This window comes from Streptomyces katrae (assembly GCF_000717655.1).
Lineage (GTDB): Bacteria > Actinomycetota > Actinomycetes > Streptomycetales > Streptomycetaceae > Streptomyces > Streptomyces katrae_B.
The window spans coordinates 14522-27462 of the sequence record NZ_JNZY01000056.1; the positions used below are offsets into that span (position 1 = coordinate 14522).

Below are 12941 nucleotides of genomic sequence, written 5' to 3' on the forward strand. Positions count from 1 at the left end.
GTGCGCGCCGGGCCGTCGGCCTCCGCGCCGGAGTCGGCGGTCAGGAAACAAACAAGGCCCGGGTCGTTTGACCTGGACCTGGCCTACCTAGTACTGCAACGGCGTTTGCCGTGACGGTTGGGCAGGTCGGTCGTTGGTCAGGTCATGGGTGGGGAACTTGGGGATGCCCGGTTGTGGGCTGGTGAACTGCAGGCCTTGCACGAGCGGTTCGTACACCGTTTCTCCAGGTCGGAGCCGCGGGAGTCGGCTCTTGCCTATATGCGGGGGCTGGTAGCTCCGTTGGACGGAAGAACGGGTGGACGCTTGCCGAGGAGGCGGGGCATGCGGGTCTGGACCGGATCCATCGGCTGCTGAACCGGATCGAGTGGGCCGCGGACGAGGTCCTGGACGATGTGCGGGACTACGTCATCGATCACCTCGGCGACCCGGAAGCGGTGCTGATCGTGGACGACACGGGCTTCCTGAAGAAGGGTGTCCGCTCGGCCGGGGTCCAGCGCCCCACCGAAGTGGTCATCGGCGCCATCACCGGCACCCTGGCACGCCCGCAGCTCCTGATCCTCGGCCGCCACGACCAGGCCGGCCGGCTGCGTGCGATCGGCCGCACCGTGCCGCTGCGCCCGGACGCTTCTCGGCAGATCGGCGACCACCTGGCCGCCACCGACACCGGACACCCGTGGACTGGCGTACGGTTCGCCGTGTCCTGGGGCACGCGCGAGGCCCTGGACGCGGTCTTGGTCCGCCCCGAGCTGGTGGCGGAGATCAGCGCCGACCGGGCGATCGACTACGGTGGCGTCTTCCGCCAACCGCTGCGCTTCCAACGGCTACGCCTGGACGTGAGCGCCGACGACGTCCCGCGGTTCGGGGCGGGTTGGCCGCGAGCTGACACGGCAAGGCGCGGTCGCAGGACGTCAAAAACTAAGCAGGGCCGACCCGGGGGTCGGCCCTGCTGGTGCGGCACTCGCGCGGCAACGCGGTGCTGCTGTGTCCCTTGCGTGACGTCACCACTTCAGGGGGCCGCCGGTATACCCGACGGATCTATCCCCCACGGTGCCGGGGACTTGTCCTTGGGGCAAGTACAACCGGGACGACGGTTGACGAACGAGGGCGTTCGTACCAGTGACGGGGGGCATCAATGGGGGCTGATTTGGGGTAGTTTGTGAACGGCCTGGCGGGCGCGGCGGCGAGGCGGGCGGAGCATGTCGCAGGTCAGAGGTGTTGCTTGAGAGATTGGACCCTGTGGACACTGGTGAACGAATTCCCGGCATTTCCGCCAGTGGGTGGTCAGCGGGCCCGCCCAGCGGCCGTGAGCGCTATCGGGTATCCCGGGGGTGCGTGCCATGCTGTGGTGACCGGGTCAGCGACGGCAATCGCCCCCGGAAATACGCCACTTGGCGTTACGTCACCAGCGTGAGAGAGGGAAGTCCCGCGCCTTCGCACGCACGTCAGGGGGCCACCGCGTGGTACCCGGAAGGGAAAACCATGCCGACGTACCAGAAGACGGGCCGCGCACCGGGCGGGCAGGAACGGGCGGAAGTGAGCCGGACGGCCGGCCCCACGATGCCGCAGGCGGTGATCATCAGCACGATCGTCAGCGCGGTCCTCGCCCTCGCGGTGGTCCTGCGGCTGAACGGGATCCCGATGGCCGAAACCCTCCAGATACTGGGCGGCGCCGGAGGAATCGCTGTGGGCGTGGTCCTCGCCGTGACGCCCGGCGGCCGCGGCCGTATGGCCGCCATGGCTCGCGCCGCCCTGCACGCCGCCCGCTGAAAAGGGGGACGATCATGGGACGCCTGAGCTCCCCGTGAACCACACCGTTCCCGAACGCGCCGAACTCGCGACAGCCCTACGACGATGCCGCGCCAAGGCAGGACTGAGCGGCGAGTCCACTGACTGTTGCGGCTAAACCACGAATGTTGGGCAGCTCCGCCAGATAGGGGAACTGCACCGAACCAGCCCGCCCGCTCTTCTGCACCGTGGGTCGGACAGATCGGGCTGGTAGGGGCGTCGGCCGTGGCTCAGTGAGTAATCCCCGTGGAATGCATGTTCTGGGCGTGTGTTCGGCAGATGCCCGCCCCTTGAGTGCGCCGAAACATCACACACCGTCATCCGCCTACCTTCCCGGCCTTCCGGTAGAGCGCCAGGGTGGTCGGACCCGACGGTGACTACCGGGCTCACAAAGCCCGCCCACAGGAGGTTTGTGATGGCGCTGACACAGTGGACGAAGGCAATGGAGTGGCTGGCAGCCGCCGCCGACGATCCGCAAGCCTACGAGCGCGACTGCCGCCGCAGCGGCGCTGGCATCCATCTATTAGCTGCCGGACGTCTATGGGACGTGCTGATCGTTCCCGCGTGCCTGGGCCTGCGCGCTGCGGACATGCTCGATGACCTTCCTTGCGGCGGTCCCGGCCCTGTACTGCTGGACGGCCGGCGGCGTGAGGTCGGTTTCTTCCTGCCTCCCGACCCTCGGGCCACCTGGGTCGGTGACGGCACCCGCCACATCACCCAGGGAGGATGGATCGCCGTCCCTGCCCCTCACTGCCGCTGGGGAGACCTGCGATGGCTTGTACCGCCCGACGGAAGCGGCGCCCTGACAACACCCCGCGCCATGGAGCTCGCCCTGCACCGGGCCACGCGAGAGCTCGTCCGCTGCCACGGCACCCCCATCCACACCGGTCGGTCCCCCCACCGACGTGCCGACGGCACTTCCACGGCGATCGACAGCACAAGCCGTCGGGACCGGTGACGAGCACAGCCAGGACTGGCAGCCGCTTCCGTGTGGGTGCGGCGAGGGCTTGGACGGCTTCGTCGTGGGTGGCGAACAGGTCGCCGGCCGTCAGTCGGAGGTCGGTGGGGTGAGGTGGCGGGAGAGGCGGGCGAGGGAGAACCGGGCGCTGGCGAAGCCGGTTCCCCGGTGACGGAAGTCCTCGGCGATCTCGCGGACGGCCCTGGCGCCGGTGTAGTCGATGCCAGTGACGGCCTGCGCGTCGAGGGCAGGTTCACGCGTGCACTCCGGGGAACAGCTTCCGGAACAGTCCGTGCGTGGCGTCGATGGCCTCGGCGCCGGTGGCCCGCTCCAGGTCGATGGCTGTCACGGGCGTCCCGAGTTCGGCGCCGAGGGCGAAGACGGTCGCGAAGAGGGCCTTGGCGTGGCTGCCCAGCGGTGCGTCCAGCGGTACCAGTGACTCGTGCAGCGGGGGTACGGGCTGCGGGCTCACCTCCGGCCAGTCCTCCTGCGGGCGCGGCGCATCGAGGGTGAAGATGTCGGTGAAGGTGGCTGCGGCCGCGTCCCGTTCGGTCAGCGGGGGCCCCAGATTCCACCGCTCGCGCAGGGTTGCCAGTACGGAGGTGTTCCAGTGCTCCCGGGTGACGACCGTGCGCTCGGGGATCCAGGCGGAGACGGCGATGGTCGGGACGCGTACGCCGAGGCGGTCGAAGCGGAAGCCGAGCTGCCCGGCCGGCGCGCCCGCTGTGGGCGCGGGCGCGGGGCCGGGCGGCACGTGGTCGTAGGTGCCGCCGTGCTCGTCGAACGTCACCAGCAGCGTCGTGTTCAAGTGATTAGACCCCTGCGGCGACGACGAGGAGCGCACCGCCTCGTACACCCGCGCGAGCAGGTCCTCGCCTCCCAGCACACTGGAGGGCGGGTCCCACATCATTCCGGGCGCCGAGGACCAGAACGGGGGGTGCATGTCGTTGTGCGCCCAGCCGATGATCTGCGGCTCGATGAAGGAGTACCGGGGCAGTCGGCCGGCCTCCGCGTCCTCGAAGAACCGTGTGGTGGAGGAGAAGTGGGTGGCGAACTTCTCCCGTAGCCGTGCGGCGTGGATGAGCCCGGTCAGGGAGTAGTGGGACAGGGGATCGCAGTACACCCGCCAGTCCAGGCCCGCCGCGTCCAGACGGTCGAAGAGCGTCTCGGCCGTGTTCTGGCGCAGGAAGTCACCCTCCTCGCCCATGTTCACGACCAGCCCGGACGCGGTGGCGGCGTGGAAGAAGGAGCGGTTGGTGAAGGTCTGCGAGGGGACGTCGCAGAACCAGTGGTCGAAGGCGGCGAACCCCTTCACCAGAGCGGACACGACCGGCACCTGCTTGGGTGTGTAGCCGGCCATGATCTGCCGGTACTCCTGGTAGAAGGGCTGGCGGCCGGTGGCCGCCCACCAGGTGTGGATGTAGTCGGTGACGAACCCGTCCATGGTCGGCACCGCCCCCGGCGCGGGCGCGTTGTAGGGCGGACTGAACGCGGCCGTCCCCGGCTGGCCGAGCACGTTGAACAGCTGCGTGTTGATGTGCGGGTACTCCTCGCCCGGATCCAGGCTCGGAGTGTTCATCGAGCTGGCGACGCCGTACGGCACGCTGCCGCGCTCGGCGCCATCCTCGGCCCAGGACGGGATCGGGTTCGACAGCTCCTTGCCCAGCACCCCCTCGAACGAGGCCACCTCACCCGGCTCGTACAACCGGCCCAGGAGGTTGTCGAACGACCGGTTCTCGAACATCAGCACCACGACATGGTCCAGCGCGTTCTCCGGCCCGACCGCCACAACCCTCACCCGCAATCGCATAGCCCGCCGCGCCGGATCCGACGCCGAACCGGGTCCCATCTCCAAGCTCCGCCATCAAACCTGTCCCGCGGGACCAGGGGCCCGCCCCTGGTCCCGCGGGACAGGGGCGGGCGCAACACAAACCCGGCCGCTCTCGCCGCTACACGGAGATCAATCCACTACGGGCCAGCCAGGTCCGCACCAATACAGGCCGAGGAGCTGCACATATTGCGCCCATATGCGCAGACTATGCACTTTATGGATGTCGGTCGTGTAGGCGCGGGGCTTGCCCGCCGGGGCGCGCGTAGCTCCAGACGATGAGGCGCTGCGGCCCCGCGCTTGCCTCGGCCCCTGCACGGATGGCATTCCGCATCGATCCCTGGTGGGTCCCTGTGCTGTGAGCTGCCGCTCGGCGCTCGGTCAGCAGGTGTGGTGCTATCGCTCGATCCGGTGGTCTTGAGGCTTCCCGATCTGGTTCAGCCATCGGGCAGCCTGGGATTGGCAGCCGGTTCTTTTCAGGCAGATGGTCGTTGATCGGATTATGAAGACGATGAAGATCGCTGCCAGCATGACGCTGGCAGCCGCCGTAGCCTTTGCCGTGGCTTCCCCTGCTCTTGCTGCCCCGGCGTCAGTTCCCAGCGGCCGCCCGTCCGCGGTTGCTGACGGGAACCTCATCCACGAAGTTGGCGGCGCTGCCGTCCGGCCTGCTGAGTTCATCCGCTTCCAGGTCAAGCAGATCATTGGGCCGCAGTAGGGCTAGTCGGCTTCTTCGGAGCCTGCAGCGGACAGGCAGACGGATTCTTTGAAATGTGTTGGGTCCCCGGCGGCGGAGCCGCCGGGGACCCACTGCTGTGACCTGTCACCCGGGTCTCGGTCAGCGTGACTCTTGAGGGGCGTGGTTCAACGCCCGGGTCAGTTCACGGTTCGCGGCCCGCGCAGCATCCAGCTCTTCCGTCCGCTCTTCGAGCTGGCCTTTCTTCTCGGCGAGGTCCTGTTCGAGCAGGGCGATCCGCCGTTGGAGCTGGTCGATGTCGACCGGGACTCCGAGCCCGCCCGGATTCTGCCCAGACGCCCTCGCCGAGCTGGGACGACAGGCTTTTCTCCAGCTGCCGGACCCGTGCGGTGAGGTGCTTGTTGGCTTCCTGCCCGTTCGCGAGGTCGGTTTGGAGCGAGGTCCGGCTGACCGCGGCCATCCGTCCGTTCTCGACGGGTGCGCTTGCAGCGACGTGGACGCGTTCGAGCAGGGTACGTCGTCATCTCCTGGTAGACAGCAGCCCGCCCCGGCCGCGATCGGTGGATCAGGATCAGCGGAGGCGCTGTCTGTAGTAGGCGGCCGACTGCCCGAACGCTGACCTCGCCTTCGCGCGGGCACACTGAGACAGCCCCGCGCAGGAAACGGCGGCTGCGGTCACCGTCACGGTAACCGCAGCTGTCGTGCGGGTACGCGAGCCTGTGAGTAGGTGTCGTACTGATCATCCCGGCTACTCCGAGGCGCTGCACGACCGGACAGACGCAGGCTGCTCGGCAGGCATCCGCACGGGACTCGCTCCAGCCAAAGGCGCCGTGGCATTGACCGCTTCCTCCTGGGGTCGGATGGGAATGATGGCCCAGCTCTCCTGTAGCCGACTGCGAAGGCAGGTCTGGCGAGTGTGGCGAGGACCACCGGTGTCCCTACCAGGGCGAACCATGGTCACAGGGGGTCGTGCACGGCGTTGTTCTGCTCGTCAGGCCTGCCCTCTGTAAGCCAGCCGGGTCCGATTTCACAGACCTGGTGGCCGTCGGGATAGGTGGCCAGGACGGGGCGGTGGGGACGGCTGTCCGGGCGCGGCGGCAGCACCCGTAGGAGGCGGCCGCGCGTCCGCAGCAGCCAGGTGACCAGGCGCCGGTCGCGTGCACGCGGCAGGGGCAGGCCGACCGCATGCAGGAGGGCGTCGTCCAGGCCTGCCAGGGAGTAGCGGCGCATCACCGGCTTGAGCGGGCCGCGCAGCGACTTGGGGAGCAACTCTTCGGTGAACGCCATGGCCCCTTCGGCCAGGCGCCGGCTGCTGCCGGTGACGGCGAAATGCAGGCGCTCGTATGACTGGGCGAACTGGTCGAAGTCGGCGAAGGTGGTCGGGACGTCCTTGATGCCCATGAGGTGGGCCAGGCGCCTGCCGTAGTTGGTCAGGGCCCGCTGTTCGTGCACGGTCAGCCGGCGCCAGCCGAACCGGTTGATCCACTGCGCCGGCGTGACGATGAACAGCGCGATGGTGTACAGGTTGTCCTCGTTGCTGATGACGTAGCGCCGGTGCATCTGGTTCATGCGCCGCAGATAGGCCCGACCTTCGGGGCTTTCCAGGCCCAGGCGGCCCATCTCGTACATGATCAGCAGGGTGTCGTCTGCGCGTTTTTGGGTGTGGCCGACGATCTCGCCGGTCTCCTCGAGCAGGGCGCTGATGGACGGGATCGCGAAGGTGCGGAAGAAGGCCAGGGATACCGACTGCCAGTAGTCCCACGGGAACTCGTACGCGGTGACCAGCTGCCAGATCTCCTCGTAGTCCCGCTCCGGATCCAAACCCTGAATACGGCGAAGCCGGTCAAAGCGTCGTTGTGCAAAAGTCACAGACAAGCTGGCTCCAAGAAACATCGCTACCCGATGGGCGGTATGCCGCGGACGAGTGGCCCGAGGGCCTGCCGTGCAGGTTCGCCCCCGAGATCCCGACGGACAGGGGCAGACCGGTCCGCTCGGCGACGAAGTGGATCTTCGACCCGAACTTGCGCCCGTCACCAGGATGCGGAGCCAGCAGCCCCCCTTTTTCAAGACCCGCATATGGACGAGATGGCCAGGGCCCCGCGGTAAGTACGCGTTTCGTCCTTTGAGCATTGTTGCGGCGCCGCCGACACTGTGCAGCCCCTCACAGGAGTGAAACCCGCACTGCCTCGCAGGATCCGGGCGAAGAGGCGGGGCGGCGCGCGGGCCTACGGCGTACCCGGGACACATGGGATGGCCGCCGTCAGGGACCGCCTCAAGCGGTGTACTACCGGGGCGGGCTCTGCGTAACTCCCGCTGTGGAGTGATCGTTGAAGGGCTGTGGCCGGACAGGAAGAGCATGCTGCTGCCGCTGGGAAGTGGACGAACGGCTCGTGGCTGTCCGGTGGTTTCGGCGTTGTAGGCATGGTCGTGTGGGGCTTGGCGGCGGTGGCCGCGGTGTTCGTCGTGGCCATCGGCCTGGGTGATCTGCGCAGTACAGGGTTGCCGGTGCCGAAGGGCGGTGACTCCCAGCGGGCTGGCCGTCTCATCGCGGACCGGATGCCGCAGCTGGGGGAGGAGCAGGCTGTTCTTGCTTTCTCCTCACAGCGGTTGCGCGGCGGGGATGCGGCCTATGACCGGGCCATGGTGGCGGCGGCGCAGGCGGCCGCCCGTGTGCGGGGGGCCGGCCAGGTGCTCGCGCTGCCTCAGGTGCCGGGGCAGGACCCCCATCACGCCTACCTTCTGGTGGCTTTGAAGGGCGATACCGCCGCACGGCTCGGCGGTCTTCCCGTTCTGCGCGAGGCCGTGCACCAGGCCGTGGCCACCGCCTCCGAGGGCCGTGTCACGGTGGCGGTGACCGGCCAGACGCCACTGGCGGAAGAGCTCGTGACCTCGGACCTCAGGGACGTGCGCGTCGTTGAAGCCGTCACGGTGCCCGTCGCCCTGATGCTGCTGGTCTACGGTCTCGGCTCGGTGGGGGCGGCCCTGCTGGTGCTGTTCACGGCCGGGCTCGGTGTTCTGGTCAGTGCGGGAATGGTGGCCGGGCTCGGGCTGATGATGCCCGTGGACACGCCCGCGCTGGTGGTGGCCATGACGATGGGCTTCGGGCTGGGCCTGGACTACGCGCTGCTGATTCTGATCCGCTACCGCCAGGCCAGAGCAGAGGGCCTCGGCCCGCAGACGGCCGCCGAACAGGCGACGGCGACGGCCGGGCGTGCGGTGCTGTGGTGCGCCGGAGCGGTGGTCGTCACCGGCGCTGCCCTGCTGACCGTCCCGGTAGAGCTGCTGCGTACGGTCGCGGTGGCGGCCGGTCTGGCCACTGTGGTGGCCGCGGGGGTGGCGACGACGCTGCTGCCGTTGCTCCTGCCCCGGCTCGATCGGCTGCTGTCGGCCGGGCGCGTCCGGCGGCCGGGTGACGCGCGGGAGATCTGGGAGCGGTGGGCACGTCACCTGATGCGCCGCCCGTGGCCGTACCTGGGCAGTGCTGCCGTTCTGCTGGTGCTGGCCGCGCTGCCCATGGCCGGCATGCGCTTGGGCGTGGATGTGGACCGTGCCTCGCTCACCGGCAGCGAAGTGGGCGCGGGACTGGCGCAGACGGAGCGCGACGGTCTGGCGAACGTCACACTGCTGGCCCTGCCGCATGCCGCCGGCCAGGACCCTGTCGACACGACGGACCTCATCACTGCCCTGGCCGACGATCCGCGCATCACCACCGCCGTGGCGCTGGACAACGGCCGTGACCTGACCGTCGTCGCTGTCGCGGACCGGATCCCGGTGGACAGCCCCGCGGCCGGACAGCTGCTGGACGACGAACGCCGGCTCGGGCAGTCCACCCTGACCCAGGGGCAGAAGATTCTTGCCGGGGGAGGATCGGCTGCCCTAACCGACCTGCAGCGCGCAATGCGCTCCGCCCTCACCCAGGTGGCGATCCTGGTCCTGGCGGGCGCCTTCCTGCTCATGCTCGTCGTCTTCCGCAGTCTTGTGCTGCCGGTGAAGGCGATCGCGATGAACCTGCTGGCCACCGGGGCGGCCTGCGGGCTGCTGAGCTGGTTCACCGGCCACACGGTCAACGTCCTCGTCCCTCTGATGGCCTTGACACTCGTCTTCGGCCTGTCGCTGGACTACGAAGTCTTCCTGGTGCACCGCATCACCGAGCACTACCGTGCCGGCGCCTCCTGCCAGGAGGCCGTGGTGCGCGGCCTGTCCAGCACGGCCCAGCCCATCACGCTCGCCGCCACCACCATGTCCGTCGTCTTCGCCGGCCTCCTCGTCACCGGCCGCCAAGAACTCCGGCAGGTCGGCTTCCTCGTGGCTGTCGCCGTCCTGCTCGACGCAACCGTCATCCGCCTTCTCGTCGTACCCGCTCTCATGCGTCTGCTCGGCCACCGCAACTGGTGGCTGCCCAGCCCCCTCGCCCGGCTGTGGCCACCCCTGCCCGTCCTGCACACCACCCCACAGGTCCCAGGGCAGGTCCCAGGGCCCAACAAGGCCGCCGACTCGTACACCACCACCGCCTGGTCACACAGTGAGGAACGCCCCTCATGAACATCACCACGCCGACACCGTCCACTTGGCGGACCTGGACGGCAGCGACCGCCGTTCTTCTCACCACGGCCACTCTCACCGCTCCGGCCGCCACACCCGCCGCAGCACGCACCACCGCCATCGCGGCGAACACACCTCACACAGCCCTGTCCTGCCGGGCCGCGACCCCACCGGGCCGCCCCCTCACCTTCACGCCCGCGCTCACCTTGAGCCAGCGCACCACCCGCATCACAGCAACCCTCCGCCTCACCGGATGCACCACCCCCAACGGTCACCACCCCCAGCTACGCAGCGCCACCCTCACCCTCGACGGCACCGCCCGGGCCGGATGCAGCGGCGCCTCCACCCCGGACGGCTCCGCACGCATCACCTGGTACAACGCCCAAGGCCACCACACCGGAACTTCCACCGTCCAGTCAACCCCGCGCTTCGTCAGCAGCTACAACCCCGGCGACGCCCTCCTCAGCGGACGGGTCACACAAGGCCCGCTGCACGGAACCCGGATGACCGGAACCGCCACACCCACCAGCGACGTCAGCGGCTGCGCCGCCCATGGGCTACGTACCCTGTCCGCCACCGGAACGCTGAAATTCCAGTGAGGGCAGCAGTCCCTCCCCTGAGGGCACCGGTCCTTCCCCACAGTCCCGCTTCTCCTCGCTGCGTGGAGGCCACGTGATCCATACCGCCTACTCCGGGGCGAGCCTGCATGACGCACGTCTGCGGGAGGCGTACAAGGTGTGCCTGCGCCTGCTCCGGCGGCGCTACCCCAGCGAGAGCGACTGCCTGGCAGTGCTGCCCGCCAAGGTGCTGCTCAGTTTGTCCCCGGTGCTGGCATCCGGGAGCGTGATCGACGACCTGTCGGACAACGGAGCGGCGTCGGCGGACGAGCGTGCGGGACAGGCGTCGGCCTGGATCAGGATGCTGGAAGAAGACATCGAGCGCGGTGACAGCACCGATCCCGTGCGCCGGGCGATGGCACACCTGACACGGACGCTAGACCTGCCGGCCGACAGCGTGCGGCTGATGCACGAACGGATCGCCCGGGACGCAGTCAAGGCCACCCCGCAGACATGGCAGGAATGGGCGGAATACCAACGAGCGGCCCTGGGCCCGATCCTCATCGCGGTGGACTGCGTCACCTCACGGCTCGGAGCGCCCCTGATCATGTCCGCGGGACACGAAGCGGCACTGGTAGACGCCATGCTCGGCTTCCAGCTGACCGACGACCTGACGGACTTCGCCGAAGACCTTGAGCGTGGCTACGTAAAACTCCCCGCGGAGGCACTGGACGGGTGCGGCGTGTCAGCCGAGGACCTCCTCGCCCGCCGGTGGACACCGGCCACCGCCCGCCTGGTGCGGGCCGCGACCGAACGGGCACGCGCATGGCTCCAGCCGCAGGAGCCCACCGTCCACTGGTCCATCACCTCAGCCCTGCTCACCCGGGCGTTCACGAACGTGTACCTAGCCGCGCTGCACAAGGTCGAACGCGCCGGCCCCGCCCTCCTGTCGCAGAAAGTCACTCTCTCCTCCGCCGCCCGGCAGCGCATCCTGCTGCCCACCCGCGCGGCGGCAGCCGTGGCCTGGAAACTCAGCCCCTACGCACGCCATACGCCCACGGCCCCCACCCCGCACGAGCAGCGTGCCGCAGCAGACCTTTCCGGCCGTCTGCCCGCCCCGCGCGGCCGGATGCTGCCCCCGGCACCCCACCCGTCCGGAGCGCGACCACCCGTCCTCAACCCCGCGGCGTTGCCCCGGCACGTGGCCGTCATCATGGACGGCAACGGCCGCTGGGCCGCCGACCGTGCCCTCCCCCGCGCCGAAGGGTACCGGGCGGGAGCCAACGCACTGCGGGACGTCGTAGACGGCGCTCTGGAGATCGGACTGCCCTGCCTGACGGTCTACGCCTTCTCCACCGAGAACTGGAACCGCTCCTCCACCGAGGTCGAAGCCATCTTGGACGTGGTACGAGACAACATCGCAGACCAGGAGTTGTTCGACCGCGACCTGCGGTTCTGCTGGGCAGGCGTGCCCGACGGACTCCCCAAGGACCTCGTCGACGGGCTCCGGGAACGTGAGCGCACCACCCAGCACCGCACCAGCCTCACGTTCACCATGTGCGTCAACTACGGCGGTCGCAGCGAGCTGGCCCAAGCCGCCCGAAGCCTCGCCCGGGCAGCCATGGCCGGCGAAATCAACCCAGCACACATCGATCAGCGAGCCCTCGCCCGGCATCTGCCCCACCCTGTCCCCGACGTCGACCTGCTCTGGCGCACCGGCGGGGAACAACGCACATCCAACTTCCTGCCCTGGCAGAGCTCCTACGCCGAACTGCTCTTCACCCCCACCTACTGGCCGGACATCGACCGCCGTGATCTATGGCAGTCCATCACCACCTACACGCAACGCCAGCGCCGCTACGGCACCGCGCCCATCGAGAACACCGCCCCGATGTCGAGCTCAAAGTGAAGGGAGCACCGCACCGTCCTTTGCACCTGCCGGTGGGGACGATCAAGGCGGGCTGGGTTGCCACAAGGACCGCGAAGCGCTGACCCTGCTGCGCTATCTGACCCCGTCCCGGCGCCAACGGCGCGGCAGTTGCAGCGCGACCCGGCGGGAGGCGTTCGGTGTGCTCTGCAGCAGCGCACCCGCGCCACCGGTCTGGGTGAGCCCGGCTCCCACACCATCCCGCCCTCGGGTCTGCCCTTGAACAAGCCGCCCTGCGGGGCCAACCTGTTGGCGAAGTCCGCGTGTCCCGGCATTCCCGGGATGGTGCGCACCCTCGAGACGCCGACGACCGGGACCGAGCAAGGAGGCGGGATCGTCTGGGCGGGGGATCAAGCCGTCACCAGGGCAAACGTTGCCTGATGCGGCACTAGTAGTCGTCGCAACACCCCAGTTCAGGGGGTATGCGGTGGACGTCTGTGGGGCGGGAGGATGGTGCTGCGCGGGCCGGGGTGGGCTTGGGCCCTGGGTCCAACCGCATACCCAAACGGTTCCTCTTCCCGACGGCGGAGTCGCTGCGTATACGCGAAGACTGCAGCGCACAGCCCGGCACGATTCGGCCTCCCCTGGGGAAGGAAGGGGAGGCCGATTTCGGTACCGGGCTGTGCGCTGCGGCTGGTTCAGTTGGCGCT

Annotated in this window: 8 protein-coding genes and 2 pseudogenes; 7 read left to right on the top strand and 3 right to left on the bottom strand. The window is 69.1% G+C overall.

The window, feature by feature from the left end:
* Positions 1-144 precede the first annotated feature (144 nt).
* The 3 genes and pseudogenes from IF09_RS46080 to IF09_RS44055 form a co-directional block, all read left to right on the top strand.
* Positions 145-497, top strand: a pseudogene (locus IF09_RS46080) (transposase); the annotation flags it as partial.
* Between the two features lie 982 nt (positions 498-1479).
* Positions 1480-1767, top strand: coding sequence for a hypothetical protein (locus IF09_RS0136635; RefSeq protein ID WP_030303437.1), 288 nt, complete (start codon positions 1480-1482; stop codon positions 1765-1767).
* Positions 1768-2200: 433 nt separating this feature from the next.
* The gene (locus IF09_RS44055; RefSeq protein WP_234321290.1) at positions 2201-2743 is read left to right on the top strand and encodes a hypothetical protein; all 543 of its coding nucleotides are present in this window, start codon (positions 2201-2203) and stop codon (positions 2741-2743) included.
* Positions 2744-2996: 253 nt separating this feature from the next.
* On the opposite strand, the gene IF09_RS0136640 is transcribed toward IF09_RS44055, so the two are convergent.
* Positions 2997-4541 carry an alkaline phosphatase family protein gene (locus IF09_RS0136640; protein ID WP_158710165.1) on the bottom strand — a complete coding sequence of 515 codons (1545 nt, stop codon included), beginning with the start codon at positions 4539-4541 and terminating at the stop codon, positions 2997-2999.
* A 532-nt stretch (positions 4542-5073) separates the two neighbouring features.
* Between IF09_RS0136640 and IF09_RS0136645 the strand changes: the two genes are divergently transcribed.
* Positions 5074-5286 carry a hypothetical protein gene (locus IF09_RS0136645; RefSeq protein ID WP_030303443.1) on the top strand — a complete coding sequence of 71 codons (213 nt, stop codon included), beginning with the start codon at positions 5074-5076 and terminating at the stop codon, positions 5284-5286.
* A 936-nt stretch (positions 5287-6222) separates the two neighbouring features.
* Here the strand turns inward: IF09_RS0136645 and IF09_RS0136650 are convergent.
* Both IF09_RS0136650 and IF09_RS47695 read right to left on the bottom strand, forming a co-directional pair.
* Positions 6223-7086: an oxygenase MpaB family protein gene (locus IF09_RS0136650; RefSeq protein ID WP_051833537.1), complete on the bottom strand. Its 864-nt coding sequence runs from the start codon at positions 7084-7086 to the stop codon at positions 6223-6225.
* Between the two features lie 80 nt (positions 7087-7166).
* Positions 7167-7327, bottom strand: a pseudogene (locus tag IF09_RS47695) (IS5/IS1182 family transposase); the annotation flags it as partial.
* Positions 7328-7686: 359 nt separating this feature from the next.
* On the opposite strand from IF09_RS47695, the gene IF09_RS0136655 reads away from it, so the two are divergent.
* The 3 genes from IF09_RS0136655 to uppS all read left to right on the top strand — a co-directional run bounded on the left by IF09_RS0136655 (position 7687) and on the right by uppS (position 12273).
* Positions 7687-9807: an MMPL family transporter gene (locus tag IF09_RS0136655; RefSeq protein ID WP_030303447.1), complete on the top strand. Its 2121-nt coding sequence runs from the start codon at positions 7687-7689 to the stop codon at positions 9805-9807.
* Positions 9804-10406 carry a hypothetical protein gene (locus tag IF09_RS0136660; protein WP_030303449.1) on the top strand — a complete coding sequence of 201 codons (603 nt, stop codon included), beginning with the start codon at positions 9804-9806 and terminating at the stop codon, positions 10404-10406. Before IF09_RS0136655 ends, IF09_RS0136660 begins: the two co-directional genes overlap by 4 nt.
* A 73-nt stretch (positions 10407-10479) precedes the next feature.
* On the top strand, positions 10480-12273 hold the full coding sequence (gene uppS, locus IF09_RS0136665) for a polyprenyl diphosphate synthase (RefSeq protein WP_051833539.1): 1794 nt from the start codon (positions 10480-10482) through the stop codon (positions 12271-12273).
* The last annotated feature ends 668 nt before the right edge of the window (positions 12274-12941 follow it).

Bases quoted from the DNA above. Each gene is read 5' to 3' on its own strand.
- IF09_RS0136635 (WP_030303437.1), top strand. From the start codon at position 1,480: ATGCCGACGTACCAGAAGACGGGCCGCGCACCGGGCGGGCAGGAACGG.
- IF09_RS44055 (WP_234321290.1), top strand. From the start codon at position 2,201: ATGGCGCTGACACAGTGGACGAAGGCAATGGAGTGGCTGGCAGCCGCC.
- IF09_RS0136645 (WP_030303443.1), top strand. From the start codon at position 5,074: ATGAAGACGATGAAGATCGCTGCCAGCATGACGCTGGCAGCCGCCGTA.
- IF09_RS0136655 (WP_030303447.1), top strand. From the start codon at position 7,687: ATGGTCGTGTGGGGCTTGGCGGCGGTGGCCGCGGTGTTCGTCGTGGCC.
- IF09_RS0136660 (WP_030303449.1), top strand. From the start codon at position 9,804: ATGAACATCACCACGCCGACACCGTCCACTTGGCGGACCTGGACGGCA.